The organism is Streptomyces sp. NPDC057702 (assembly GCF_042799315.1).
GTDB lineage: Bacteria > Actinomycetota > Actinomycetes > Streptomycetales > Streptomycetaceae > Streptomyces.
This window is the reverse complement of record NZ_JBHVJC010000009.1, coordinates 89,358-116,187: the sequence shown is the minus strand read 5'-3', so window position 1 is coordinate 116,187 and position 26,830 is coordinate 89,358. Positions and strand designations below refer to the sequence as shown.

The 26,830-nt window shown below is 74.1% G+C and carries 21 protein-coding genes; 13 read left to right on the top strand and 8 right to left on the bottom strand.

The window, feature by feature from the left end:
* Positions 1 to 75 precede the first annotated feature (75 nt).
* Positions 76 to 1,434, top strand: a complete 1,359-nt coding sequence (locus ACFVFR_RS08950; RefSeq protein ID WP_383699025.1) for a hypothetical protein — start codon at positions 76 to 78, stop codon at positions 1,432 to 1,434.
* 256 nt (positions 1,435 to 1,690) lie between these two features.
* On the opposite strand, the gene ACFVFR_RS08945 is transcribed toward ACFVFR_RS08950, so the two are convergent.
* Positions 1,691 to 2,323, bottom strand: a complete 633-nt coding sequence (locus ACFVFR_RS08945) for a TetR/AcrR family transcriptional regulator (protein ID WP_383699024.1) — start codon at positions 2,321 to 2,323, stop codon at positions 1,691 to 1,693.
* A gap of 313 nt (positions 2,324 to 2,636) precedes the next feature.
* Between ACFVFR_RS08945 and ACFVFR_RS08940 the strand changes: the two genes are divergently transcribed.
* From ACFVFR_RS08940 to ACFVFR_RS08930, 3 genes are all read left to right on the top strand, one after another.
* Positions 2,637 to 4,034 (top strand): MFS transporter, encoded by a 1,398-nt coding sequence (locus ACFVFR_RS08940; RefSeq protein WP_383699023.1) that lies wholly within the window; start codon positions 2,637 to 2,639, stop codon positions 4,032 to 4,034.
* A complete protein-coding gene (locus ACFVFR_RS08935; RefSeq protein WP_383699022.1) occupies positions 4,031 to 5,251 on the top strand; it encodes an FAD-dependent monooxygenase in 1,221 nt (406 codons plus the stop codon). Before ACFVFR_RS08940 ends, ACFVFR_RS08935 begins: the two co-directional genes overlap by 4 nt.
* A 278-nt stretch (positions 5,252 to 5,529) precedes the next feature.
* Positions 5,530 to 6,297 carry an SDR family oxidoreductase gene (locus ACFVFR_RS08930; protein WP_383699021.1) on the top strand — a complete coding sequence of 256 codons (768 nt, stop codon included), beginning with the start codon at positions 5,530 to 5,532 and terminating at the stop codon, positions 6,295 to 6,297.
* Between the two features lie 86 nt (positions 6,298 to 6,383).
* Here the strand turns inward: ACFVFR_RS08930 and ACFVFR_RS08925 are convergent, their stop codons facing one another.
* A complete protein-coding gene (locus ACFVFR_RS08925) occupies positions 6,384 to 7,307 on the bottom strand; it encodes a LysR family transcriptional regulator (RefSeq protein ID WP_383699020.1) in 924 nt (307 codons plus the stop codon).
* A gap of 170 nt (positions 7,308 to 7,477) precedes the next feature.
* Positions 7,478 to 8,032: a heme-binding protein gene (locus tag ACFVFR_RS08920; RefSeq protein ID WP_383699019.1), complete on the bottom strand. Its 555-nt coding sequence runs from the start codon at positions 8,030 to 8,032 to the stop codon at positions 7,478 to 7,480.
* A 279-nt stretch (positions 8,033 to 8,311) separates the two neighbouring features.
* On the opposite strand from ACFVFR_RS08920, the gene ACFVFR_RS08915 reads away from it, so the two are divergent.
* Both ACFVFR_RS08915 and ACFVFR_RS08910 read left to right on the top strand, forming a co-directional pair.
* On the top strand, positions 8,312 to 9,544 hold the full coding sequence (locus ACFVFR_RS08915) for a sensor histidine kinase (RefSeq protein ID WP_383699018.1): 1,233 nt from the start codon (positions 8,312 to 8,314) through the stop codon (positions 9,542 to 9,544).
* Positions 9,541 to 10,164 carry a response regulator gene (locus ACFVFR_RS08910; RefSeq protein WP_383699017.1) on the top strand — a complete coding sequence of 208 codons (624 nt, stop codon included), beginning with the start codon at positions 9,541 to 9,543 and terminating at the stop codon, positions 10,162 to 10,164. Before ACFVFR_RS08915 ends, ACFVFR_RS08910 begins: the two co-directional genes overlap by 4 nt.
* A gap of 55 nt (positions 10,165 to 10,219) precedes the next feature.
* Here ACFVFR_RS08910 and ACFVFR_RS08905 read toward each other — a convergent pair whose 3' ends face one another.
* The gene (locus ACFVFR_RS08905) at positions 10,220 to 11,557 is read right to left on the bottom strand and encodes an amidohydrolase (protein WP_383699016.1); all 1,338 of its coding nucleotides are present in this window, start codon (positions 11,555 to 11,557) and stop codon (positions 10,220 to 10,222) included.
* Positions 11,558 to 12,000: 443 nt separating this feature from the next.
* Positions 12,001 to 13,431 (bottom strand): MFS transporter, encoded by a 1,431-nt coding sequence (locus tag ACFVFR_RS08900; protein ID WP_383699015.1) that lies wholly within the window; start codon positions 13,429 to 13,431, stop codon positions 12,001 to 12,003.
* 341 nt (positions 13,432 to 13,772) lie between these two features.
* Here ACFVFR_RS08900 and ACFVFR_RS08895 point away from each other — a divergent pair, with 341 nt between their 5' ends.
* Positions 13,773 to 14,216, top strand: a complete 444-nt coding sequence (locus ACFVFR_RS08895) for a MarR family winged helix-turn-helix transcriptional regulator (RefSeq protein WP_383699014.1) — start codon at positions 13,773 to 13,775, stop codon at positions 14,214 to 14,216.
* A 300-nt stretch (positions 14,217 to 14,516) separates the two neighbouring features.
* On the opposite strand, the gene ACFVFR_RS08890 is transcribed toward ACFVFR_RS08895, so the two are convergent.
* Complete coding sequence (locus tag ACFVFR_RS08890; RefSeq protein WP_383699013.1) at positions 14,517 to 15,203, bottom strand: GntR family transcriptional regulator; 687 nt, start codon at positions 15,201 to 15,203, stop codon at positions 14,517 to 14,519.
* Between the two features lie 656 nt (positions 15,204 to 15,859).
* On the opposite strand from ACFVFR_RS08890, the gene ACFVFR_RS08885 reads away from it, so the two are divergent.
* The 6 genes from ACFVFR_RS08885 (at position 15,860) to ACFVFR_RS08860 (ending at position 22,148) form a co-directional block, all read left to right on the top strand.
* Entirely contained in the window at positions 15,860 to 16,711 is an 852-nt protein-coding gene (locus ACFVFR_RS08885) for a siderophore-interacting protein (RefSeq protein WP_383699012.1), read from the top strand.
* 125 nt (positions 16,712 to 16,836) lie between these two features.
* A complete protein-coding gene (locus ACFVFR_RS08880; RefSeq protein ID WP_383699011.1) occupies positions 16,837 to 17,832 on the top strand; it encodes an ABC transporter substrate-binding protein in 996 nt (331 codons plus the stop codon).
* Positions 17,829 to 18,860 carry a FecCD family ABC transporter permease gene (locus tag ACFVFR_RS08875; protein WP_383699010.1) on the top strand — a complete coding sequence of 344 codons (1,032 nt, stop codon included), beginning with the start codon at positions 17,829 to 17,831 and terminating at the stop codon, positions 18,858 to 18,860. Before ACFVFR_RS08880 ends, ACFVFR_RS08875 begins: the two co-directional genes overlap by 4 nt.
* 89 nt (positions 18,861 to 18,949) lie before the next feature.
* Entirely contained in the window at positions 18,950 to 19,891 is a 942-nt protein-coding gene (locus ACFVFR_RS08870; protein WP_383699078.1) for a FecCD family ABC transporter permease, read from the top strand.
* Complete coding sequence (locus ACFVFR_RS08865; protein WP_383699009.1) at positions 19,888 to 20,673, top strand: ABC transporter ATP-binding protein; 786 nt, start codon at positions 19,888 to 19,890, stop codon at positions 20,671 to 20,673. The genes ACFVFR_RS08870 and ACFVFR_RS08865 overlap by 4 nt, the downstream gene beginning before the upstream one ends.
* Positions 20,674 to 20,738: 65 nt before the next feature.
* The gene (locus ACFVFR_RS08860) at positions 20,739 to 22,148 is read left to right on the top strand and encodes an MDR family MFS transporter (RefSeq protein ID WP_383699008.1); all 1,410 of its coding nucleotides are present in this window, start codon (positions 20,739 to 20,741) and stop codon (positions 22,146 to 22,148) included.
* Positions 22,149 to 22,187: 39 nt separating this feature from the next.
* Here the strand turns inward: ACFVFR_RS08860 and ACFVFR_RS08855 are convergent, their stop codons facing one another.
* Together ACFVFR_RS08855 and ACFVFR_RS08850 are read right to left on the bottom strand one after the other, a co-directional pair.
* Positions 22,188 to 24,149, bottom strand: coding sequence for an SMI1/KNR4 family protein (locus tag ACFVFR_RS08855; protein WP_383699007.1), 1,962 nt, complete (start codon positions 24,147 to 24,149; stop codon positions 22,188 to 22,190).
* Positions 24,150 to 24,327: 178 nt separating this feature from the next.
* Positions 24,328 to 24,819, bottom strand: coding sequence for a DinB family protein (locus ACFVFR_RS08850; protein ID WP_383699006.1), 492 nt, complete (start codon positions 24,817 to 24,819; stop codon positions 24,328 to 24,330).
* Between the last annotated feature and the right edge of the window lie 2,011 nt (positions 24,820 to 26,830).

Below are 26,830 nucleotides of genomic sequence, written 5' to 3'. Positions count from 1 at the left end.
CCAGATAAGGCGTCGGGATCACGCCACCACGCCCCCGATCCGCCGCCACCACCGCACCGCGACCCTGGAGCACCCATGCCCCACACACCCACCCCCGGCGCGTCCCTACCGAGCACACCCACCCCGAGCGCGTCCGCCACCGGCACACCCACCCCGAGCGTGGGCGTTTTCGGCGGCCCTCGGTGGAACACCTTCCCCGCCGCCGGCACCGTGCTGCGCGCCCGCGACGTCTTCACGGCGATGGAGCCGCTGCTCCAGGGCGTCATCGACGACACCGCGCTCACCCGCGCCGACGGCGAGGTGCTGGCGACCCAGATCCGCTCGACGCTCGCCCTGGACACCCGGGAGACCTCCCTGCCGCTGGCCACCGGTCCGGGCAGCGCCCTCGCCGCCCGCGAACTGGGCGCCCGGGCCAGGGAGATCGGCGAGGGGCTCGCCTCCTGGGCCGACACCGCCCTGACCAACCTGCTCGCCGACCGGATCGCCCTGCCCGCCGGGCCGCTGGTCGTCCGCAGCCACTGCTACGGCCACCTGCTCACCCCCGCCGCCGCCGACCTGCTGCTGGGCGCCCGGGGCGGCCCCGTCGCCATGCAGCTCTACAACGAGTGGCTGCACCAGATCGTCCTGCTCCGCGACGCCCTGCTGCCCTTCACCAACTGGCGGGACGTCCCACTCCTGGTCACCCCGACCGGGCTGCGGCACATCGAACCGGCCCGGGACGCGTTCCTCACCGAACTCCTGGTCCGCCGGATACGGCACGCCAGCGTCGTGGCCTTCGCTCGACACGTGGTCACCGGCGCCGGGGGCCCGGCCGGTTACGGCTTCGAGGCCGGTGGCGGCACGGCCCTGCCCGCCGTCCTCGACCAGCCGCCGCTGACGGCACCCCGCTACCTGCTGACCTGGCGCCCCGACCCGGCCGCGAGCACGCCCCGTACGTACGTCGCCGCGACGCGGGACTACTACGCCGCGCCCCGTACCCGGGTCGAGGACCTGTCGCCCGCCACCCCCACGCCGGGTGGACTCGTCGCCCGCACCGTGCCCGGCCCGGCCGCCGACGGGTCCCGCACCGCCGCCATCGAGGTCACTTACGAGGGCGTGAGCGCCCGCGTGGACCTCGGCCAGGCGCTGCGCGGCCACCGCTTCGCCCACCATCCGGACCCCGCCACCGAGGCCGGCCCCGAGGGCCCGTCCCGCCCGCCCCGCACCGCCGACCTGTGGGCGACACTGCGCGCGCCAGGGCTGGTGTGGACGGAGGCGGGCGAGGTCACCCTGGACGCCACCGGCCAGGACGACCTCGTCACCCTGGCCCTGCTCGGCCGGCTCTACCCGGAGAACGTCACCCTCCGCGCCGACCGTCCCGCCACCCGGCCGGCCACCCACGGCGGCGGCCCGAGCCGTCTGGTGACCCTCGTCGATCCGCCACGGGCCGACTGAGGAGACGCGCGCGGACGTGTGCCGCGACGCGGGGTTCGCGGGTCGGGGGGCTCGCGAACCGAGGGCCCCGAGCCAGCGGATTCCCGCCTGCCCGGGGCCCTCTCGTCGTGCTGCGCCGAGAGGGCGGGCGGCCGGCGGCGGCCGGTGGCGCGTGCGTCGGTCGCTGGCGTGGCGGCGGGCCGGTGGTGGCCGGCGTGGCGGGCGCGGTGGCGTGGGGGAGGGCGCGTTGGCGGCGCGCCGGGGGGCCGCCCCGGGGCTACCGGGGGCGGTAGGCCCGCAGGAAGGTGCGGACACCCTCGATGACGAGCGGTCGTACGCGGGTGTCCTCGGCAGCGTTCGCGGAGCCGAGCCGGTCCAGGGCGACACCGAAGGTCAGCGCGATGAACTGGTCGGCCGCCAGCCGGGGATCGGGGACGACGAGCGACCCGGCCGCGCCCAGGTCCGCCAGCCGCTCGGCCAGCGCCTCGTCGGGAGTGTCGGCCATGGAGCTGTAACGCCGGCCCGGCAGGTGGTCGGACTCCACCTGGACCAGTCGTTGCAGCGTCGCGTACTCCGCCGAGCCGAGCATGTCGGTCGCGATCCGCATCGCGAACGTGACCAGGGCGTCCTCGAGTTCGGTGGCCTCGGTGAGGTCGGTGAGGGTCTCGTCCAGGGTGTGCCGGATCGTGGCGACCAGCGACTGGCCGACGCTGTCGACCACGGCGCGCAACAGTGTCCGCTTGTCGCCGAAGTAGTCGTAGATCGTCCGCTTGGACACCTCGGCTCGGGCGGCGACCGCGTCGACGCTGGTCCGGTCGAAGCCGTCGGTGAGGAACAGTTCCCGGGCCGCCGAGAGGATCGCGGTCCGCTTTCGCGTGGACCCCTCGCGCAGCGTCTTCGTGGTCGGCATGCGGTCATCCTAACCTTTCTACACTGCACGGTGTAGTGTAGTTCGGGTCGTACGGCACACCTCACCTCCGCGCGTTCGCTCCGCTCACCGTCGGGGCGTACGCCCCCTGGGCACCCCCGCTCCGGGCGCGCTCCACCGCCCGGCCCCGAACCCCTCCACCCGGCACACCCCACAGCACGCCCCCGCGTGACCGGCCGTCGTCCGCGCGCTGACGGCCGTATCCGCGCCGGGCCCGGCCGTATCCGCGCCGGGCCCGGCCGACCCGGCGACCGTGCCTCGGCCGCCCCGTCCGGCATATGACGAAAGGACGACCATGACCACAACCCTGGCTCCCCCGGCGCGCGTCGGAAGAGCCGCTGTCGGGGCGCTCGGCGCGTTGGCAGTCGCCATCGGCGCCCTGGAGTCGGTGGTGACACCGACGCTCCCCCTCCTCCAGCGCGAACTGGACATGAGCCCCGCCGAAGGGGCCTTACTCAGCGTCGTGTTACTGGTCACCGGTGCGCTCGTGACCCCCCTCGCCGGCCGGTTCGGTGACCGTTACGGCGGGAAGCGGGTCCTGGTCCGGCTGATGGCGGTGGTCTGCGTCGGGGGCCTGGTGTCCGCCCTGGCGCCCAACCTGCCCGTGTTGTTACTCGGCCAGGTGCTCCAGGGGGCCATGGTGGGCGCGCTGCCCCTGTCGTTCGTCCTGGTGCGCGACCACCTCCCCGCCACGGCGTCGAAGATGGCCATCGGCGTGGTCAGCGGACTGTTCGTGGGTGGCGGGACGGCGGGGACGCTGTCGGCCGGCCCGGTGGCCGAAGGGCTGTCGCGGCACTGGATGTTCGCCCTGCCCACGATCGCGGTCACCCTCGCCACCGTGCTGGTGGGCAGGCTGCTGCCGCCCGATCCGCCGGACCGGTCGAATGTTGGCGCGGTGGATTGGCCCGGCCTGCTGTTGCTCAGCGGGGCGCTGGGCACACTCATGGTCATCCTCGCGAGGGCGCCCCAACTCCTCGCGCGGCCACTCCTGTTGGCTGTCCTCGTGCTGGCCCTGGTCGCCCTGGCGACCGGCTGGACGCTCGTGGAGCGCCGGGCGGCCTCGCCGCTGGTGGACCTGCGCCTGCTGGCCCGGCCCACGGTGTGGAAGTCGTGCGCGCTGACGTTCGTCGTGTGTGTCGGCACCTCGGTGGGCGTCTACCTCGTCCCCCAACTCCTCGCGACACCCGACGACGCGTACGGCTTCGGGGCCAGCGCCACCGAGATCGGCCTCCTGCTGCTGCCCGGCGTCGTGGCCGGGGCCCTGGCCGGGCCCATCAGCGGGATCGGGGCCCGGCGGCTGGGCTCGCGCGCCGTGGTCACCACCGGGATCGTTTTGCTGGCCGGCGCCCTGTTCACCCTGGCCGCCGCACACACCCAGATCTGGCACGTCGTCCTCGCCAAGGCGGCGATCGCGCTGGCCAACGGCCTGTGCGTGACGGCGGTGGTGACCGGCACCGCCACCTCCGTCGACCACGGTGACACCGGCATCGCCACCGGCCTGGTCCTGGTGACCCGCGTGGTCGGCTTCGCCGTGGGGGTTCAGGTCAGCGGCGCCATCCTCACCGCCCAGACGCCCGCCGGGGCGGACATCCCCGCCGAAGCGGGCTTCGTCACCGGCTTCGTCCTCGCCGGCGCCATCACGGCGCTCGCCCTGCTGGTCGCCCGCACCATGAACAAGGGAGTCGGGGAATGACCCGTACCGCTGCGTCCCAGCCCCTCTCCACCGCGTCCCGGCGCCGCGTCCTGATCTCCGGGGCCAGCGTCGCCGGGCCCACCCTCGCGTTCTGGCTGCACCGTTACGGATTCCGGGTCACGGTCGTCGAGAAGGCGTCAGCCGTGCGCGGCGGCGGCTACCCCGTCGACATCCGTGGCACCGCACACGAGGTCGTCCGGCGCATGGGACTCCTCCCGCGCCTGCGCGCGGCGCACATCGACCAGCGCCGGCTGACCTTCCTCGACGCGAACGGTGGCCAGGTGGCCTCGGTCCACCCACACACCCTGACCGGCGGCGTCGCCGGGCAGGACCTTGAGGTGCGGCGCGGAGACCTGGCCCGGGCGTTGTACGACGCCGTCCGTGACGACGTGGAGTTCCTCTTCCACGACTCCATCGACACCCTCGACCCGTCCGACCACGGCGTCGACGTCGCCTTTCGCGGCGGCGACCGGCGCACGTTCGACCTGGTCCTGGGCGCCGACGGCCTGCACTCCCACACCCGCGCGCGGGTCTTCGGCCCCGAGGAGCGGTTCCACCGCTACCTCGGCTACCGCTTCGCCGGGTTCACCCTGCCCAACACCTTCGGACTCGCCCACGAGACGGTGCTGTGGAACGACCCGGGCCGGGCCGCCGCGCTGTACGCCGTGGGGGAGGGGGACGCCGTACACGCCCTCCTGACCTTCGCCCACCCGCGACCGCCGCTCGGCGCGCTCCGGGACGCCGGGGCCCAACGGGACCTGGTCACCGAGGTCTTCGCCGACGCGGGCTGGCGCGTTCCGGACCTGCTGGCCGCCCTGCGCGAGGCGGACGACCTGTTCCTCGACGGGGCCAGCCAGATCCGCGTGCCCCACTGGTCCAGCGGCCGGGTCGCGCTGGTGGGCGACGCCGCGTACGCGCCCTCGTTCCTGACCGGGCAGGGATCGAGCCTCGCGCTCGTCGGCGCGTACATGCTCGCCGCCGCGCTGGCCGACCGGGGCCACGCCGCCGGTTTCGCCGCCTACGAACGAGACACCCGACCGTTCGTGACCCTCAACCAGGACCAGGTCGGCGAGGGCGACGCCACGCTCTTCCCGACCACCGCCGAGGCCCTGGAACGCCGCGACGCCATGCTGCGCACCCTCGGCGCCACGCCCCCCACCCGAGGGCGGCCGGCCCACTCGGCCCTCACCCTGCCCGACCACACCCCCACCGGGTGAGCCGCCCCGCCTCCCGTTGACACCGCGAGCCCCCGACACCGGAAGCCACCGGTGGCCGGGGCGCGGGCCACCAACGCGTCGCGGACCCGTCGCCGGGCCCATAGGAATCCCCTATGGGTGCCGCTGTTCTTTCGTCTTTGCCGGCCCTTTCGGTGCCGACGTACCGTCACAACAGTTCGACGGAGAGAGCATCGGGAATTCCTTTCGGCAGGGCGTACGCCGCATGCGGAATTGCCTTTCGTCGAACACACCATGACGTGAGGGAAAGGACCGGTGGCATGACCACGACTGACACGGGATCACCGACGGGAGAACTCGCGGGAACGCGGGCGTTGGTGACGGGAGGCTCGCGCGGCATCGGGGCGGCCGTCGTACGACAGTTGCTGGACGCGGGCGCCCAGGTGCTGACCACCGCCAGGTCGGCGACGGACACGGTGCCCATGGGAGCCACCTTCGTGGCGGCCGACGTGCGGACGCGGGCGGGGACCCGGGCGCTGGCGGACGCGGCGCTGGACACGTTCGGCGGGGTGGACATCCTGGTCCACAACGCGGGCGGGGCGCGGCCGCACCAGAGCGCCCTGACCATCCCCGACGAGGAGTGGCAGGACGCGCTGGACCTCAACTTCCTGGCCTCGGTACGGCTGGACGCGCTGCTGGTGCCGGGGATGCGGGAGCGGCGCGCGGGGAGCGTCGTGCACATATCCTCGGCGGCCGTACCCCTGGCGCCGGCGCCGTTCCTGCACTACACGACGGCCAAGGCGGCGCTGGAGAACTACAGCCGGGGGCTGGCCGCGGAGCTGGCCCCGGCCGGAGTCCGGGTCAACACCGTCACCCCGGGGCGGGTGGACACCCCCGGTGGCGTCCACACGCGCCAGCAGTGGGCACGGCTGGACGCCGGGCAGGGCACGGACGTCGCACGGGTGCCGCTGGGGCGTGAGGGCCAGCCCGACGACATCGCCCACGCGGTGCTCTTCCTCGTCTCCGCCCGGGCGGGCTGGCTGACCGGGAGCAATCTCACCGTGGACGGCGGGGAATTCCCCCGCTGACGGCGGTACGCACCGGAAATCCGCGACGGGGCGCCCGTCGTTCCTTTTCCGGGAAACGCGGTATTTCCCGGCCCGCCCCCACGGAATCAGGGTGTCGGCGCGAATTCCCCGTCCTCGGGGCGTCGCGTCGACATCGCGGAGCCGGACCAGGACTCCTGGCGGAGAAAGCCGAGCAGGGCCGATTCCGCCGGGCCCGGGTGGGAGCGGAGCACGGCGAGGACGGGGTGGGAGACGGCCGGGACCACGGGGCGTGCCAGGTGCTCGTGGCCGTGCGGTACGGCGGAGGCGGGGACGAGCGTCACGCCCAGGCCGTGGGCGGCCCAGCGGGCGGCCGTCGCGGTCTGGGAGACGCGGGCGACCGTGGTGGCGGTCAGCTCGTGCTCGCGGAGCACGTCGGCCAGGACGGCGTCGAGCGCGCTGTCCCGGTCGAACCGCACCCACGCCTCGCCGGCCAGGTCGCGCAGCGCCACCCGGTCCGTGGCGAGCAGAGGGTGACCGGTGCCCAGCACCACGACGAACTCCTCCTCGCCCAGGCGGTGGGCGTCGGCGGGGCTCTCCTCACAGGCCGCCATCAGGGCCAGGTCCAGCACGCCCCGCCGGCCCAGCCGCTCCAGCTCGGCCGAGCTGGGCTCCTCGAAGACGGTGACCTCAAGGCGCGGGTAGCGGCGGCGCAGCGCGCCGAGCGCGCGGGGCAGCTGGCGGGTGCCGAAGCCCATCTGGACCGAGACCACCAGCTCGCCGACCAGCTCGTCGGCGTCGGCGCGTGCGGTGGCGCGCGCCCGCCGCGACGCCTCCACCGCGGCGCGCGCCTCCCGGAGGAACGCGCGGCCGACCACGGTGGGCACCAGCCCGGTCGGGGTGCGGGCGAACAGCTCCACCCCCAGCTCCCGCTCCAGGCCACGGATCTGCTGGGACACCGAGGGCTGGGCGACGCGCAGCCGCTCGGCCGCCGCCGTCACCGAACCCTCCTCGGCCACGGCCAGGGCGTACTCGAACTGGCGAAGGCTCATCGGCTCCCGGCCCTCCTCGCGGGCGGGCCGCGACCCACCCTGTTGGCATCGATGTCAGCGTAAGGGAGGAGGCGGGGACGAACGCGGTGTGGCTGGGGGGCCGACGCGCGTCGTCGGCCCCCCGGCCACACCCGGTGCCGGGCCGGCGGCTGGCCGGCCCGGCGCGCTGGCTAGCGGCCCAGGGCGGCCACACCGGCCTGGGCGAACCTCTCGTCCAGGTCACCGCTGGGGGCGCCGGCCACACCGATGCCCGCGATCGGGGCGCCCTTGACGGCGACGGGGGCACCGCCGGCCAGGAACAGCGTGTGCGGGATGTCCTTCAGGTTCGGCGCGTCCTTGAGCCGGCCGGCCAGCTCGGAGGTGGGCGCGTTCCAGGAGACCGAGGTGTACGCCTTCTGCACGGCGGAGTCGTAGGACTGCGGGCCCGCGCCGTCCCCGCGCAGGGTCACCACGGTGTTGCCGTTGCGGTCCACGACGGCCACCGACACCCGCTGGTCGCTCTTCTTCGCCGCGTCCAGGGCGGCCTTGGCCGCCTTGGTGGCGGACTCGATGGTCAGGTGCGTGGACTGGGTGGTGTGGCCCTTCGCGGTGGCGGCCGGAGCCGCGGCCGGCGCGGCCTTCGGGGACGCGGCGTTGGCGGACAGCGCGCCGAAGGTGCCGGCGGCCAGGGTGGCGGCCACGGCGGTGCCGGTCAGGACGCGGGCACTGCGGGAAAACTTCTTCATCTCGGGCATCTCCTGCCGCTCGGTGGCTTGCTGTGCTTCCAGCCTGCGGCCGAGGACCGCCCCCGTGGCTCGGTGGATCGGCTGCGCCCCCGGCGCCGTACGGCGGAGTCCCGGGTCATCCGATCGGTTGACCCGCCGGTCGGCGCTTCGGCGGACAATGGGGGGATCCGCGCAGGTCCGGGCAGTGTCGAGGCATCCCGTGCGGCAGCACGGGCACGGATCGACAGCCGCGTCCACCCCCGGTGCGACGTGTGCGCGGGGGAGAGGGGAGCGTACGGGGTGGACCTCCGGGAACCGCGCGGAGCGCGGGCCACGGGCACGGCCGGCGGCGGCCCCGCCGAGCCCACCACCGCCAGCGAGCGGGACTCGCGCTGGCTCGCGGCGGTGATGCACGCGGCCTTCTTCCTGCTCCTGGCCGCCTCCCTCACCCGCTACCTCATCCGCCACCCGGGCTCACCGCACACAGGCTGGATCGTGGGGCTCAGCGTGGCGCTCGGCCTGCTCTACGTCCTGGGGCCCGCGATGGGCTCGCGGCCCACCGCGCGCAGGCTGGCCTGGCTCGGCGCCGAGGTCGCCGTCTGGGTCGTGCTCGTCGTCCTCGCGCCCAGCTTCGGATGGTGCGCGGTGCCGTTGTTCTACACCGGCCTGCGCACGCTGCCGCCCCGGGCCGCGCTCGGCCTGGCCGCGCTGCTGACCGCGTTCATGGTGGCCGCCCAGCAGCGCCTGGTCTCCGGCGTCGACCCCAACCTGCTGATCGCCCCGCCCGCCGTGGCCGCCCTGGCCATCGCGATCTTCGTCCACATGGACCGGCAGGCCGCCCGGCAGCGGGCCCTGATCCAGGACCTGGTCCGCACCCGCCGCGAACTGGCCGCCACCGAGCGGCGCGAGGGCATGCTCGCCGAGCGGCAGCGGCTGGCCATGGACATCCACGACACCCTCGCCCAGGGCCTGTCCAGCCAGCGCATGCTGTTCCAGGCGGCCGAACGGATCTGGGAGACCGAACCCGACACCGCCCGGGACCACCTGCGGGCGGCAGCCGCCATCGCGGAGCACAACCTCGCCGAGGCCCGCCGCTTCGTGCACGACCTGGCCCCCGCCGACCTCAGCGAGGGTGGCTCGCTGCCGGCGGCGCTGCGCCTGCTGGCCGAGCGTGAGTCCACCCCGGAACTGGCCGTACGCTGTCGGATCGAGGGGACCGAGAGCGAGCTTCCCGCGCGGGTGGAGTCGGCGCTACTGCGGATCGCGCAGGGCGCCCTGGCCAACGTCCGTGAGCACGCCGGCGCCCGCGCGGCCCAGTTGACCCTCACCCACCTCGGTGACCTGGTCGTTCTCGACATCGCCGACGACGGCCGGGGCTTCGACCCGGAGGCCGTGCCCGGCGCGGGCCTACGCGGTCACGGGCTGCCCGCGATCCGCGCCCGGGTCCGGCAGCTGGGTGGCACCCTGACCGTCGAGTCGGCGCCCGGCGAGGGCACCGTCCTGTCCGCCGCGATCCCCCTGGAGTGCCCATGACAGCCCCGGTCCGCCTGCTGGTCTGCGACGACCACCTCGTCGTCCGGGCGGGGCTGCTCGCCCTGCTCGGCAGCGCCCCCGACATCGAGGTCGTCGGCGAGGCGGGCAGTGGCGAGGAGGCGGTCGCGCTGGCCGCGAAGCTCACCCCGGACGTCGTCCTCATGGACCTCCAGTTGGGCCCCGGCATCGACGGCGTCGAGGCCACCCGGCGGATCTCCGCGACCGGCGGGCGGGTGCTCGTCCTCACGACGTACGACACCGACGCCGACATCACCCGCGCCATCGAGGCCGGCGCCACCGGCTACCTGCTCAAGGCGGAACGTCCCGAGGAACTCTTCGCCGCCATCCACGCGGCGGCGCAGGGCCGCACCGCGCTCTCCCCGCCGATCGCCAGCCGCGTCATGGCCCGTATGCGGGCGCCCGGCCCCACGCTGACCACCCGCGAGCTGGACATCCTGCGCCAGTTGGCGCGCGGGCTCGGCAACCGGGAGATCGCCCGCGCGCTGTTCATCTCCGAGGCCACCGTCAAGACCCACCTCGGCCGCATCTACGACAAGCTGGGCGTGGAGACCCGGGCGGGAGCGGTGGCCGTGGCCACCGACCAGCGACTGCTGTCCTGACGGGCGTCGCGGCGGGCCCGGCCCGACCCGGGCGGGGGGCCCGCCGCGCGGCGGTTCAGACCAGTTCGCCGTCGCGGGCGACGACCTGGCCGCCGTGGACGACCACGTCCCGCCGCGGCATGTCGACCACGACCTGCGGCACGCACTCGCCGCGCACCAGGTAGAAGTCCGCCGGGTCGCCCGGCTCGAACTCCACCCGGTCCAGGCCCAGTACGTCGGCCCCGCCGTCCGCCCCGGTGGTGTGGCAGCGCGTCAGGTCGGCGTCCAGGCGCACACCGGTGACCCAGCCCAGGATGTGGGCCCGGTGCAGCATGTCGGCGTTGCCGAACGGGCTCCAGGAGTCGCGTACGCCGTCCGACCCCAGGCCCACGCGCACCCGGTGCGCGCGCAGCGTCGCCAGCGGGAGGACCAGTTCGCGGCTCGGGGCCACGGTCGTGAGCGCGATGTCCTGCTCGGCCAGGTCCTCGGCCATGGACTCCAACTCCCCCTGCCCGAGGAACGGCAGGCAGAAGACGTGGCTGACGGTGACCTTGCCACGCAGCGACAGCGCCCTGGTGCGCTCGATGACGGCGCGCAGCACGCGCACGCCCTTCTCGTCCCGGTCGTGCAGGTGGATGTCCACGCCCACGCCGTGCCGGTCGGCGATGCCGAAGACGAGGTCGAGCTGCTCGACCAGGCCGTGGTCGAAGCTGATCGGGTCGATCCCGCCGACCTGGTCGACCAGGCCGCCGCGCGCCGCCTCCTCCAGCAGCTTGGACGTACCGGGGGCGCGCACCACGCCGTGCTGCGGGAAGCCCACGATCTGCACGTCGAGCGCGTGCGCGAGCCGCTCGCGGGCCTCGGCCACGCCTTCGAGCCCCTTGAGACCGTACGCCGGGGCCACGTCGACGTGCGCGCGCATCGCGCGGGTGCCCCGGGTGACGGCGTGGGCCATCAGCGCGTGGGCGCGCTCGCCCACCGAGCGGCGCTGGCGGCGGAACAACTCGGCGTCCTGCTCGCCGTACTCGGCGATGCCCGAGGCCGGCTCGCGCGAGATCCACTCGCCGCCCCACGTCGTCTTGTCCGGGTGGATGTGCGCGTCCACCAGGCCCGCCAGCGCGATGCGCCCGCCGCCGTCGACGACCCGCGCGTCGGCGGGCGCGGGCCGGTCCGTGAAGCGCCCGTCGACCACGGTCAGGTCCACGGGGGTGCTCGCCCCCTGGGGGCGTACGTTCCGGAAGACGACCGCCTTCTCGTGCCGCCCCCGGGGTCGGGTCCCGGCGTCCGTCGTCGGGCCGGCGGCGGGTGTGACCGGGGCGGACGCCTGCGCGGCGGACCCGGAGAGCGCGCTGCCGGCGCTCGCCAGGGCGGCGCCGGCCAGGGCGTGCCGGCGGGACAGGGAGGGGGTGGCCATGGCGTCTCCTTGCGGGTCGAGGGCGCGGCCCGGGGGCCGAGGTGAGCGGGCCGCGCGGACGCGCGTGCGACACCACGCGGAGCGCGGACCCCGCCTCCAGATTTTGTATACCAACCCTTTCCGGCTGGGCAAGGTCACGCCGGTGGGTGGTTCCCTGTGTCAGAGAATGCTCCTATTGGTCTGAGGGAGGGGTCGCTGGTTCGCGGCGGCCTCTGCCGGGGGTGCGGCGGGGGAGGGGGCGTGCGCTCGGCTCGGTATACAACTGCTCGGCGGTCGGCTCATCGGTCGGTCGGCCCACCGCCCGGGCCGGGTGGGCCCGTGGGCGCCGTGCTCGCAGGCGAGGAGGCGGGCGGCCCTGGCCACGGTCGTGGCCAGAGTCGTGGCCAAGGCCAAGGCCAAGGCCAAGGCCAAGGCCGGGGCCGGTGCCAGCGCCGACGTCGGGCTCATCCCGCTCGCGGGCGCTCGGCGGCGGGCAGTCGCTCCGCGGGCGTGGGCCCGACCGGCCGGGCGGGCAGGAACCAGGCGAGGGCGGCGGCGAGGACGCAGAAGCCGGCGGAGATCCACAGCACCGTGGTGTAGCCGCCCACCGTCGGTTGGCCGGTGACGCCGACCCGGGTCGCCAGGACGGTGGCCGCCAGCGCGCTGCCCAGGGAGAAGCCGGTGAAGCGGACCACCTGGTAGAAGCCCATGGCGCTGCCGGTCTCCCGGGCCGGGATGGCCCGCACGATCAGGCCGGGAATCGCGGCGAAGGTGGTGCCCAGCCCCACACCCAGGACGCCTGCCATGACGAAGGCCTGCCACAGGGCGCCATGGAAGACGGCGAAGAACCCGCAGCCCAGCCCGGCCACGAGGCAGCCCAGCGCGAGCACCGTCCGGATTCCTCCGCGCGCCACCAGGGCGGGCAGGGCACGGGAGCTGCCGAGCATGAGAAGGGACAGCGGGACCAGGACGAGACCGGCCGTCACCGCCGACGCGGAGAACCCGAATCCACCCGAGCGCGGGGACTGCGCGAACTCCGTCACCCCCGACAGTGCCATGTACATCGCGACGCCGAGCACCAGGGCGCAGGCGTCGGCCGACAGCACGGACGGGTGGCGCAGTAGGCGCAGTTGCACCAACGGGCTCCCAGCGCGTAGCTGCTGCACGGCCCACACCGCGAAGAGCGCCGCCCCGGCGGCCAGCAGGCCGACGATCGCCGGCGAACCCCAACCCCACCGCGTCCCCTCCGCGATCGCCACCAGCGTGGCGACCAGGGCCAGCGTCAGCAGTACGGCACCGACCCAGTCGAGCCCCTTGCGGGTGCCACGCCCCGCGCTCGACGGTATGACGGCGGCGACACAGACCAACGCGAGGCCGGAGACGGCCGCGCCGAACCAGTACGCGCCCGCCAACCCCCACGCCCCGGCGAGCAACCCGCTGATCGGGTAGCCGGCGCCAAGGCCGGCCCCCGCCGATACCGACAGCAGCGCGATCATCGGCGCGACCCTGGCCTCGGGCAGTTCGTCGCGGGCGGTGGTCATCGCCAACGGCGCCAGTCCGAGCCCGACGCCCTGCATGCCGCGACCGACGAGCAGCACCCCCAGGCCGCCGGCCAGCGCGGCCACGACGCCGCCCGCCGTGACCACGGCCAGGCCACCGACCAGCGTCACCCGCCGGCGCGGGCCGTCGCCGAGCCGGCCCAGGACCGGTGAACTCGCCGCGCCGACCAGCAGCGCCACGGTCAGCGACCACTGCGCCGTACTCAGCGAGGTGTGGAACTCGCGCGCGACGGTGGGGATCAGCGGCGCGCCGAACGAGCTGATGACACTGGAGACCAGGGTGGCCAGCACCAGCACCGGCCCGATCAGCGCGCCACGCCGCCGCCCGGTCAGCACCGCGCCCCCTCGGCCCGCCGCGTACCCGCCAGGTGCCCAACGCCCTGGCCCGCGCCGAGCGGCCAGTCGTCAGGGCCGGTGTCCGCGAGGCCGGGCGCCGCGCCCCGAAGGACCCACCTGGCTCGTCCGGCGCACTCCGCGCGACCGGTCACACCGTCGGTGACGCGGCCGTCGGGCGGGCCGACCTCGCACGCGAGGTCGGCGGTGGCGGTGCCCGGTTGACCGATGACCCGCCGGGTTGGCACGTGCCGTGTGAGCATGGGACCTCCCAGAAAAAGTGCGTGCGATTCGCACGCAATAAGCTACGCCCACTGCGTGCGTTTCGCACGTACTATCGCTGGATGACGCATACGGAGTTGGCACGGGACCTGGAACAGGCGCTGGGGCAGCTGTTGCTGCGGCGTAACCGGAGCGTGCTCTACAACGCGGCTCTCGAGTCGGCGCCGGCGGGTGTCGACCGTCAGACCTACCCGGTGCTCAGCGGGCTGGCCCGGCTCGGACCGCAGTCGGCGGCGCGGCTCGCCGACGAGGTCGGCATCGACCGGTCGGGCGCGAGCCGCTACGCCGACCGGCTCGAAAGCGCGGGTCTGCTGGAGCGCCGGCCCGATCCCCACGACGGCCGGGTCACCCTGCTGGCCCTGACGCCCCGGGGCCGCGACGCGGTCGCGAGGCTCCGCGACGGGCTGACCCGGCATCTCGCGGGCCGGATCGCGGACTGGCCCGACGGGCAGGCGCAGGCGCTGGTCGACGGCATCCGCCTGCTCGTCGACCCGCCCCAGGAGTGATGTCGGCGGCCGTCGGTACCGGCTGACACCCTCCCTGCCCGGGCGGGTCGTGCCGGCCGCGACCAGCCACCCGCCCTGCCGAACGACCCCGCGCCGCGACCCCCGCCCGCCGCGGCGGACCCGGCCCGCGCCCCGTCGGACTCCGCGCTGTCACCAGGCCGCTCCCGGCGGTCCCGGCGGGAGACCGGGCCGCGCGGCGGCGAGCCGCGTCCGGCGGTCATCCGCGCGGGTGCGTTTTGGGCGAACGTGACCCGGGCCGGGCCCGACCAGGTGCGGAGCGAGGGAGTGGCCGGCGACCGCCTAGGTGTCGCCGAAGAGCGAGCGCAGGGCCACCGCCCGACTGTCCCGTACGTGCAGCAGGGTGCTGGCCGCCGCCAACTCCTCGTCGCCCGCGGCGATGTGGCGGAACATCTCGGCGTGCTGCGCGCGCATCTGGGCGGGCTCCTCGCGCATTCCGAAGATCAACTGGAGCTGCCAGCCCAACCGCTCCATGGTGCGCGCCAGCAGGGGATTGCCGCCGAGCGCCACGATCTGTTCGTGGAAGGCCGTGTGCGCGACGACCTCCCGCCGCGCCTCGTCGGCCGCCGCCGCGCGCTCGGCCCGGTCCAGCAGGGCGCGCAGTGCGGCCAGGCCGGCCGGTTCGCTCGTCGTCGCCACGCGACGGGCCGCCAGCCGGGACGCCTGGACGGCCAGCGGCTCCCACACCTCGTACAGGTGGCCCACGTCCGCCCGCTCCAGCGTGCGCACCCGCACCCCGCTGTGCGGCAGCAGTTCGAGCAGCCCCTCGGCGACCAGGGCGCGCAACGCCTCGCGTACGGGCACGCGGGACATGCGCAGCTCCTCGGCGACCTCGCGCTCCACGAGCCGGGAGCCCATCGGGTAGCGACGGTCCACGATGCGCTGCCGGATGGCCTCGCGCGCCCGCGCGCCCAACGACATCCGGCTCTCCGGGGGTTCCGCCGCCACGCCCGTCCCGCTGCCCGCCATCCGCATCGTCCTTTGCGTTCCGTCTCCCCGGCGAGGATACGGCGCCGCCCGGCGTGCGGCCCCGCGCCCGCTTCGGGGTCGGCCGACAGGGGGCGGGCGGCAGAGCGCCGGGGTATGACACACGGTCACGAGTCGCGTCATGTCATGCGAGGTCAAGCGATAGGAGGGGTGGTTGCATTCACTCCGCGTAGCCGATTAGGTTAGCCTTGCCTATCTGATTGGGGGGTGCATGTCGGACTGGAACGCGGGAGCGGTGGCTTCGGCCTCGCCACGGCCGCGTCGGCGCGTGGCCGCGAACGGCCCCGCGCGAGCGGGCGCGGGCACACCGCCGGCCCGCCGCGCACGGCCCGCCTGGCCGCCGTGGCCGGTGGCCGCCACGACCGCCGACCCCTCCCGCGCACGCCTCGGCCGGGCAGGCACCCACGCCGCCCCACGCCGCGCCCTCCGGACCCGCACCACCGACGCGCCGACCGCGCCGTCGGCACCAACTCCCGCAGGAGCCCGCCGATGAACCAGCCCCCGCCGCCCGAGCCGATACCCGCCGACCTCGCCAGGCCCCTCGGTCACACCCCCGTGCGGCGCGCGTCCGCCGCCCTGGCCGCACGGCCCGAGCCGGCACTCCTGACGGGGGCTCGGGCGCTGACGGGCGGTCGGGCATGACGCGCGAGGACGACAGGGCCCGGCACCTGGAGCGGATCGCCGAGGTCAGGACGGGCCGCCAGGCCGAGAAGATCGCCTACCCGATCCGCGTGCGGCAGACCGAGGTCGTGCGCACCACCATGATCGGCACCGGACTGCTCCGGGTGACCCTGGGCGGCGCCGGCACCGAGGGGTTCGAGGCCCACTCGCCCGACGAACACGTCAAGCTGCTCTTCCCGGAGCCGGACGGCACGCTGCGCCTGCCCGAGCAGGAGGGCCTGGTGCTGCGCTGGCCCCGTCCCTCGCCCGTCTCGCGCGAGTACACCGTGCGCCGGTACGACCCCGGCACGGGCGAGATCGACCTCGACATCGCCCCGCACGAGGGCGGTCTCGCCTCGGACTGGGCCAGCGCCGTCCAACCGGGCGCCGTCGTGCACGTGGCGGGCCCGCCCGGCGGGCTGATCGTCCCGCACACCTACGACCGCTACCTCCTCGCGGGCGACATCACGGCGCTGCCCGCCATCGCCCGCTGGCTGGAGGAACTGCCCCGCACCGCACGCGGTTGGGCGTTCGTCGAGGTCGCCGACGCCACCGAGGAGATCGCGCTCTGCGCGCCCGAGGGCGTCGAGGTGCGCTGGCTGCACCGGGGCCAGCGCTCGCCGGGCACCACGGACGACCTCGCGCGGGCCGTGACCTCGGTGCCCGTGCCGGCGGGCGAGCGGCTGTACCTGTGGGCCGCGGGCGAGGCCGGGCAGCTCAAGCCGCTGCGCCGGTGGGCCCGCGACGTGCTGCGGCTGGACAAGGCCGACCACGACATCACGGGCTACTGGAAGCGCGGCGTCGCCGACTTCGACGAGGACGACCACTGACCCGGTGACCAGCCGTGGCGGGCGGGCACGACACCGCCGCCCGAGGGCCCCGCCGCCGGCGTCGCGGACCACCGCGACCCGGGCGGGCCCGCCCCCCTTTCATCCCAAGAGCAAGGAGCATCGCGATGTCCATACGCAGAACCTCGGGCCTGGTGGGCGCCGTGGCCCTGGCCCTGGTCCTGACCGGGTGCGGGTCCTCGGACGAGAAGTCGGACGAGGCCGGCAAGGGCAAGACGCGGGTGTTCACCGCCGACAACGGCAAGATCACCATCCCGGAGAACCCGAAGCGCGTGGTGGCCACCGGCTACGCCGTGCCCGCCCTCATCGAGGCCGACGCGCCGCTGGTCGGCATCTCGTCCTGGAAGCGCGGCGAGCCGATGATGAGCGAGGAGGACCTGGCCGCGTACAAGAAGCTCCCCAAGGTCGCCGGCGAGTTGGCGACCGAGACCAACTACGAGGCGATCGCCGAGGCCGAGCCCGACCTGATCGTCATCGGCGTCCCGGCGCCCGTCCTGGGTGACATCGACGTCAAGCGCCTGGAGTCCATCGCCCCGGTGGTGGCGATCGGCCCGACCGTGCCGAACATGTGGCGCGAGCAGTCCCACCAGCAGGCCGACGCCGCCGGCGCGCTCACCAAGTTCGACGCCACCAAGAAGACGTACGAGGACAAGGCCGCCGCGCTGGCCGCCAAGTACAAGACCGTCCTGCCGCAGCTCAAGGCGGGCCACGTCGGCTCGTACGGCGAGGCCGCCAAGGGCACCTTCCAGCGCGAGTTCAGCGGCTCGTGGGGCACCAACATCGCCGAGGACCTCGGCACCACGTACTACGGCCAGGTCAAGAAGAAGGGCCCCGGCTCGCAGTCGGTCAGCGAGTACCCCTCCATCGAGGAGCTCCCGGCCTCGCTGCGGGACGCCGACGTGATCACCTACTCCGTCAAGCCCGACGGCAGCCTTCCCGAGTCGGTCAAGTACGTCCTGGACTCCAAGCTGTGGAAGAACCTGCCGGCCGTCAAGGCGGGCAAGACCTTCCCGATCCGCTACTCGGAGGCCGCCACCTACGGGCAGGCCGTGCAGACGCTGGACGCGATCGACGCCTCGTTCGCGCCGCTGCTCAAGCGGTGACGCTCGCGGGCCCGGCCTCCGAGGAGCGGACGGGAACCGGGCGGGAGCGGACCGTGTCCCAGGTCGGCCTCCTCGTCGGCGCCCTGGTGCTGCTGGCGGTCGTCGCCGTCGTCAGCATCGGCATCGGCGCCCACTCGGTGCCACCCGCCGAGGTCGTCCGCGCCCTGTTCGACTACCAGGGCACCGACGACCACGTGATCGTGCGGGACGTGCGAGCCCCCCGCGCGCTGCTCGCCATCGCCGTGGGCGCCGCCCTCGCGGTGGCGGGCGCGCTCATCCAGACGACCGTCCGCAACCCGCTGGCCGAACCCGGCATCCTCGGTGTCACCGCCGGCGCCGGATTCGCCATCACCATCGGCTCCGGTCTCGGCCTGGCCGCCGGCCAGGCGGGCCAGTTGGGCTGGGCGGTCATCGGCTCGGTGATCGCCTCCCTGCTGGTGGCCGCGGTCGGCCGGGGCTCGCCGCTGCGCCTGGTGCTCACCGGCGTGGCCCTGACCGCCGTGCTCAACGGCGTCGGACTGGGCCTGCGACTGACCCACCCCGAGGTCTTCGACACCTACCGCTTCTGGTCGGTGGGCTCCCTGGCCGCCCGTGAACAGGCCCCGCTGGCCCTCCCGCTGACCGCGATCGGCCTGTGCCTGCTCGGCGCGCTGCTGCTCAGCTGCTCGCTCAACGCCCTGGCGCTGGGGGAGAACGTCGCCCAGACCCTCGGCGTCGGTGTGGGCCGGGTACGTGGCCTGGCGCTGGTGCTCATCACCGTCCTCAGCGGAGCCGCGACCGCGATCGCCGGGCCGATCCTGTTCGTCGGGCTGATCGTGCCGCACCTGGTCCGCAGGCCCGCCGCCGGCTCGGTGCCCTGGCTGATCCTCTACACCATGGTCCTCGGCCCGATCCTGCTGCTCGTCGCCGACATCGGCTCACGCGTGCTGCTGCCCACCGGCGAGGTGCCGGTGGCCGTCGTGACCGCCTTCCTCGGCGGCCCGATGCTGATCTGGGCCGTCCGCCGCTACGGAGCGGGGTCGCTGTGAACATCTCGGACATACCAGGAACGCCAGCCCGTGAACTGTCCGTACGGGCAGTGCGGGTCGGGCGCCGCACCCTGGCCCTGACCCTGGTGATGACCGCGCTCATGCTGGGCCTCGGCCTGCTCGGGCTGTGCTACGGCGCCTCGTGGTCCACCCCCGGTGAGGTGTTCGCCGCCCTGAGCGGGGCGGAGCGCTCCGTGGTCATCTCGGAGTGGCGGCTGCCACGGGTGCTGGCCGGACTGGTCTTCGGCGGCGCGCTCGGCGTGGCCGGAGCCGTCTTCCAGAACCTGACCCGCAACCCGATGGGCAGCCCCGACGTCATCGGCCTGGACGCCGGCGCCTACACCGGCGCCCTGGTCGCCCTCACCGTGCTCTCCGGCACCTCGGCGCAACTGGCCGTCGGCTCGGTCCTCGGCGGCCTGATCGTCGCGGCCGTGATCTACGCCCTCTCCTTCGACCGGGGCTTTTCCGGACTGCGCCTGGTGGTGATCGGCATCGCCCTCAACGCGATGATGACCGCCGTCAACTCCTGGATCGTGCTCCGCGCCGACCTGGAGGTGGCCATCGCCGCCGTCGGCTGGAGCGCCGGCTCCCTCAACGGTGTCGGCTGGGCCGACCTGAACATCCCCTTCACGGTGATCGCCGTCCTGCTGGCCCTGATGGCCACCCAGGCACACGCCATGCACCAGGCGGCGCTGGGCGACTCCGTCGCGGCCACCACCGGCGTCAACCTGGACCGGCTGCGCCTGCTGATGGTGCTCGTCGGCGTCGGCTGCACCGCCACCGTGACCGCCGTCGCCGGACCGATCGCCTTCATCGCGCTGGCCGCCCCGCAGATCGGCCGCCGCCTCGCCGGCGCCGCCGGAGTGCCGCTGCTGCCCGCCGCGCTGACCGGCGCCGTCCTGCTGCTGGGCGCCGACCTCATCGCCCAGATGCTGCTGGCCCCCGTCGCCCTGCCCGTCGGCGTGGTCAGCACCGCGATCGGCGGCTGCTACCTGATCTGGCTGCTGACCAAGGAGGTGAGGCGCGCGTGAGCGCACGCCTGACCGCGCGGGACATCACCCTGCGCTACGGAGACCGCGTGGTGTCCACCCGGCTGAGTCTCGACGTCCCCGACGGCGCGTTCACCGCCATCGTGGGCCCCAACGGCTGTGGGAAGTCCACCCTGTTGCGCGCGTTCGTACGCCTGCTGCGCCCCGACTCCGGGCGCGTGGAACTCGACGACCGCGAGGTCGGCGACTACCCGGCCAAGGCCCTGGCCAAGCAACTCGGCTTCCTGCCACAGGACCCCCAGGCCCCCGACGACATCAGGGTCAGACAGCTGGTGGGCCGGGGCCGGTTCCCGTACCAGTCGTTCCTGGCCCTGTGGACCAAGGAGGACGAGAGCGCCGTCACCACCGCGATGGCCGCCGCGGGGGTCGCCGACCTGGCGGACCGCCCCGTGCAGGAGCTGTCCGGCGGTCAGCGCCAACGGGTGTGGATGGCCATGGTGCTCGCCCAGGAGACGCCCTACCTGCTGCTCGACGAGCCGACGTCCTTCCTGGACATTACCCACCAGTACCAACTGCTCGACCTGCTGGCCAGGCTGCGCGACCGGGGCCGTACGGTCATCGCCGTCCTGCACGACATCAACCAGGCGTGCCGGTTCGCCGACCACCTGGTCGCGATGAAGGACGGCCGGGTCGCCGCCGAGGGCGACCCCACCGACATCGTGGACGCCGCGCTGATCGAGGACGTCTTCGAACTGCCCAGCGTCATCGTCCCCGACCCGGTGACGGGCACGCCCATGGTCGTCCCCACCCTGCGAGGAGACTGAGTTGAGCGCGACGAGCGTGCCCCCGGGCCGTCCGGCCGTGAACCCCCCGGCCCCCGGGACCTCTGGTGCCTGAGCGGAGCGAGCCGGGCGGGCCGGCGGCCACGCGGGTGGACGGGCCCCTGTTGCGGACGGCGTTCATCCTGGTACTCGGCACCTTCATGGCCACGGTGGACGCCACCATCGTCAGTGTCGGCATCGGCACCCTGACCCGGGAGTTCGACGCCTCCGTCACCGAGATCCAGTGGGTGTCCACCGCCTATCTGCTGGCCGTGGTCGCCGCCGTGCCCGCGTCCGGCTGGCTGGCCGACCGGTTCGGTGGCCGGCGGGTCTGGCTCACGGCCGTGGGTGTGTTCCTGCTGGGCTCGGCGCTGTGCGCGCTAGCCTGGTCGGCACCCAGCCTCATCGCCTTCCGCGTGGTCCAGGGCCTGGGCGGCGGGTTGCTGCCCGCCACCGGCCAGGCCCTGCTGGCCCGCGTCGCGGGCCCCGCCCGCACCGGACGGGTGATCAGCGTCGTCGCCGTCGTCCCGCTGCTCTCGCCCGTCCTCGGCCCGCTGGTCGGCGGCTCGATCCTCGGCGCGGCCTCCTGGCCGTGGCTGTTCCTGGTCAACCTGCCGATCGGCGCGGTCGCGATGGTGCTCGCCCGCCGGTACGTGCCCGAGGTGCCGGCCTCCCCCCAGCGCACGCCCTTCGACCTGCGCGGGGCGGCGCTGCTCTCACCCGGTCTGGCCGTGCTCGTCTTCGGGCTGACGGAGGTCGCCCACGGCCGCACCCTCCCGGCCACCGTCGGCGTCGTGGCCGGCCTGGCCATGCTGGTCGGGTTCACCACCCACGGGCTGCGTACCCGCCGCACCCCGCTGGTCGACCCCCGCCTCTTCACCCGACCGCCCTTCGGCGCCGCCGCCCTCGCCCTGCTCGTGCTGGGTGCCTCGGTGTTCGGCACGATGTTCCTGCTCCCGCTGTACTTCCAGACCGGGCGCGACCTCTCCGCCTGGGAGGCGGGCCTGCTGCTCGCGCCCCAGGGGCTCGGCGCGGCGGCTGGCTCGGTGGTGGTCAACCGCACCATCGACAAGGTCGCGCCCCGCACCCTGGTGGTCACCGGCATCGTGCTCATCGTGCTGGGCACGGCCCCCTTCACCCAACTCGGTCACCAGCCGTCCGACGTCGTGATCGCCTCGGCGCTCGCGCTGCGTGGCGTCGGGATGGCCATGGTCGGGGCGCCCGTGATGAACATCGTCTACAGCCGTATCGAACCCGCCCAGATCCCTCGCGCGGCCGGCGCGCTCAATCTGCTCAACACCGTGGGCGGTTCGGTCGGCACCGCGACGCTCGCCGTGGTCCTCCAGAGCCGGCTGGACGCCCGGGGCGAGGCCGTCTCCTGGGCGTTCGCCGACACCTTCTGGTGGGTGCTCGGCTTCTGTCTGCTGGCCGCCGCCGGCGCCACCAGACTGCCCCGAACCCAGGCCCGCAGGAGCTGAGGCCACGCGCTGGTCCGTCCCTGGGCCCACCTCCTGACATCAGCTCGGATCGTCGCCCACCGGGCGCCGGTCCGCCCGATCGTCGCCCGCCGGGCGGCGGTCCGCCCAGACGACGCGGGCCACCGCGTACGTCTCGCCGTCCCTGGGGGGTCGGGTCCAGGAGCGGGTGGTGAACGTGTGGAGCCGCCCGTGCAGGATCGCGTGGCGGGGCAGGGTGACACCGAACTCCTCGGCCACCGCCGCCAGGAGGGAGCGTTCCGTCCCGACGCCGTCGTCCCGGCCGCTGAGGAGTCGGCGCGGGTCCAGGGCCGGCGGTATCTGGCCGCTGGTGTGGAGGTCGCCCTCGGCGTACGTGAACGCGTACTCCTCGACGCCGTCGCGGGCCACCGACAGGTGGAAGAGCGGATGCTCGTGCCTGGCCCGCAGGTTGGCCCACACCACCACCGCGCGGGTGCCCGCGCTGGCGGCCGGGGCCGGGGAGACGAACCGCCGCCGGTCGAAGCGGGCGGGCTTGCCGTCGAAGGCGAAGCTCCAGCCGGAGCCGGCTCGGCCGACGGCCATCACGGCCCGGTCGTGGTAGGAGGAGGACTCCGTCCGCCCCGCGCGCGCCCACTCGTCCGCCTCCCACTGGGTCAGCGGCTCGACCAGCACGGCATCGCCCCCGTCGGCGAGCCGGGCGGGCAACTCCGCCGGCTCCACCGCCTCCACCAGGACCAGACGGTAGGACGTGGGCCCCCGGTCCGGCTCCGCGAGCCAGGCCAGGCCGTCCGGGTCGAGCCCGGCCGTCGGTGTCGGCGCCGCGCCCGACCGCCCACCCCGGGGCGTGGACAGCAACTCCAGTCCCCGCTCCGGCGTGAACAGCGGACCGAGCACGGGATCGGCCAGCCAACCCAGCGGCGCCAGGTGGTCCGGACCCAGCGGCTGCCACACGGGCAGCGCGTCCCGCAGCGTCCGCCACGCCCCGTCGGTGTCCGCCCACCGGGCCAGCTCCCGCGCCCGCTCGACCGCCTCCCCGAACGGGCCGCCCGGCGCGTACCGGTAGGTCCCACCGCGCACCTGCTCCAGCGTCGCGTACGCCAGGGACACCACGTCCTCGTCGGCGTCTCTCAGATGGAACTGGAAGGTGGAGTCGTCCCCGTCGGAGTACGTCGCGCGCTCGGCGTGCTCGGTGGCCAGCAGCGGCAGCAGGTCCGGCGCGTACCGTGGGTCGGTCAGCAGGTCGTTGAAGTACACCAGATAGGTCTCTCCGCGCAGACGGCGTATCTGGTCGCCCAGCCCGGACGCCCGTGGCCTGCCGTACTCCTTGGCCTCGTCCAGCAGACGCGCGGCCTCCTCCCAGTCGCCGCGCAGCGCCATCGGCCTGGCGCGCTCCAGCTGGGCGTCCAGCTCCCGCGTCGTGTCGTTGGCGAACACCGGCTCACCGCGGTGGGGCGCCGCGCGCAGACTGTGGAACTCCTGGTGCATCGCCCGCAGGAACGCCGGGAAGTGCGCGTACCGTTCGGGCGGCGCGGCCCGCCAACTCGACCACACGTACACGGCCCACTCCCCGTCCTCGTCCACGTCGTCGGGGTCCATCAGGACGTGGGTGGCGTCGGACTCGACGTCCAGTTGCAGCCCACGCCGCCAGAGGTCCGCCTCCCGCCACTCCTCGGGGTCGGAGTCCTCGTCCAGGTACTCCTCGAAGAGGTCCGCGAGTCCCGACGCGTCCTGGTGCCAGTGCGCGTCCGAGGTGCCCGCCAGCAGCCACACGAAGCCGCCCGCGTGCCGCCACCCGTCGCTGACCTTGAGGAACTCCCGGTACGACGGGGGCAGTCGCCGGCCAAGGCGTTCCTCCAGGGCGAGGATCCGCGCCTCGGACGCGGCCGGGAACCCCAGCCAGCGCGCCTGCCGCGCGGCCTCGTCGTCCGCGTCGCGCGCCTCGTCGGCCGACGTCGAATCCGCCCACTCCGCACTCCACTTGAGTAGGAAGGGCAGCCAGTCGAATGTCGTGGTCTCCGTCATACGCCCGATGCTGCCACCCACCACTGACAACGCCCCGTGCCGCCCGCGCCGGAGACGTGACCCCGCCTCCGCCCATCCGGTGCGGGGCCGCTCCGGGCACGGTGGGACTACGCGGACGCCGACCACGTCCCAGGCACGGTCTGCCCGCGCCGGCACGGGTTCGTTCCCGTAGGCCGCCTCACGCGCGGGGATCGGCGCCGACCTGTTCGCGCAGGATGTCGCAGTGGCCGGCGTGGCGGGCGAACTCCTGGATCATCAGCAGGTAGATCCAACGCAGGCTGACGGTGCCACAGGCGGGGTGCCGCCGGATCGCGTCGAGAGCGATGTCCGCGGTGATCGCCCGGGCCCGCTCGCTGGCGCGCTCGAACTCCTCGATCACGTCGGCGACCGATTCGTCGTCGCCGACCGTGAAGCTGTCCTCGCCGACCATCAGGCCGTCGCACTCCGACTCCGGCAGGCCGCCCACGATGTGTTGGAACCACTTCCGCTCGGCGAAGGCGGCGTGTTTGACCAACCCGATCGACGTCGTCCTGGACGGGACCAGGCGGCGGCGGGAGTCGGCTTCCGACAGGCCGCGCACGGTGCTGACCAGTTCGGCCCGAGTGTGGTCGAGCACGTAGTCCAGCATCTGACGCTCGGGGTGAGCGGTGAGGCGGTCGGGGAGGTTCATGGCGTCTCGCTCCTTGGCTGGGTGTGGCTGGGTGTGGGTGTGTGCGGACGCGCTCGACGGGCGGCCGACGCCGCCGATGGGCTGTGTCGCGATGTCGCCGCGTCGGCGCACGGCCGCACGTGGCGGGACGGTGACCTCGAGTACGCGGGGGTGAACCGGTGGGCGTGGGGCCCCGTCCGCTGACGGACGCATGGGCCGAGTCGCTCGGCGCGGTCTCGTGTGCGCCTCGGATGCCGCCCGGGAGGCCCGGTCGGCCGGGATGTCGTCGACGGCCGGGTCGCGCGCCGTCGAGACGACGGGACGGGCAACCCTCGGACGTCGTGTCCGGGCCGCCGCAGAGGCCCCGCCGCGCTCGACCCTACCGCGCCGGGGCGACGGTGGTGAAGGTCCGGCCCGCCCCACACCGCACCGTGCGGCGGGTGGGCCGGCGTACGAGGCCGCGCGGGATGTGCGCGGCGCGGGTGTCGGTCGCTCCGGTGTCGGTAGGGCTCCCCGCGACCGCTGACCCCGCCGCCACGGGGGCCCGGCACCCGGTCCTTTCGAGCCGGCGAGACGTCCGTACGGGAGCGGCCCGGGAAGTCGCGTCGCCTCTCGCGGCTGTCGTCCATTCGCACGGGTCGACGCAGGTCAGGGTGGCGTCGAAATTCCGAATGGCAGCAATCTGCCAAGATTAAACCCAGAAGTTTCGTGGTGATGGCAAAGAAAAAAGCCACGGCCGGGTAAATGAGTCAGGCTTCGAGGTAGGTGGTCATGGCCAGTTTCGTTCGCCGCGATGCCCGTGCCCGTCGGGAACCAGTCATCACAATGGCGCGGAACGGTCAGCGAACAGAGCGGTGATTTGCGCACCAGGGCGTGGTCGTTGACCGATACACACGGGCTGCGTGGGACAGCGGGGGCTGATTCACGCGACGCTCGAAGGTTCGCGGGACGAGGCGGTACGGGGCGCGGTGTTAGCGGAGCGCCGGGCGGATCGGAAAGGCCGGCCAACGAGAACTCTTTGTGAGTTGGGTACAGCGCGTGTAATTCCTTGGCACGATGTTGCGTCGGTCGCGAGAAGTCGGCGGAGGGACGCCTTCGATGTCGGGGGCGCGGCGGGATTCGCTGGTGGTTTGGCGCGCGTCGCCGTCGGGCCCGGCGCGCGCCAACGGGCCGGCCGGTACGCGGGGCCCGATCACCCCTGCCACCTGCGCCGCGGTGCAACGGCTCCCGCTGGTCCCGGTGAGCGACGGAGCAGTCCGACCAGGCGCCGCCTGACCGCGCACGGCCACTCGCGCGCGGCGCCCCGGACCTGCGCCGGGCGCGTCACACACCCGTCCGGGCCCCGTCCCGAGCCGACCCCCGGGACGGTTCCCGGACGGCCGCTCCGTAGTCCTGACCGGATAACAAACACCCCAGCAATACGAAGTAGAGGCATCCAGACGCCTCCTGAACACGCGCCCCTCCAGTCAAGATCTGCACGTCACTGCTGCGGCGACTAAACCCCTGCCGAACGCAAACGGAATGCGGCGCACGAGGGGCGCGTCACGTGTTTTCGGTCAACATGTGCCGTTGGCAGGTGCTGTTGGTCGTCGACGGACCACTGGCGCGGCATTAACGGATAACCTGATCGGGGCGCGGACGCCCTCGCTCAGGGGTGTGTCAGGTGTTAACCGGGCTTTGTTTCGCGGCAACTGATAAGCGGTCAACGACACGCATCGAAATACGGAGGCATACGGGCTGGAGAAGCCCCGACATTCGAAGTACGCAGCTCAACGGCTACGTCAGGTGTGTGAACCTCGGAAGAACAGGGGCGCGGCATGGAATCATCCACCGGAATCCGATCGGACCAGGCGAGGGTCAGTCCTTCGGCTCCGGGCGGAATGGTCCCGACGTACGCCGCCCCCGTGGATGGCCGTGCCCTCGTGTCGGACGCGCGTGCGCACGCCGGGACCACGTCCGCGTTCCCGGCGGGCGTCGCCGACCGTCCCCGGCCCAAGCGGAGGCCGCAACCGGGCACGGCCGCCGGGTCGGT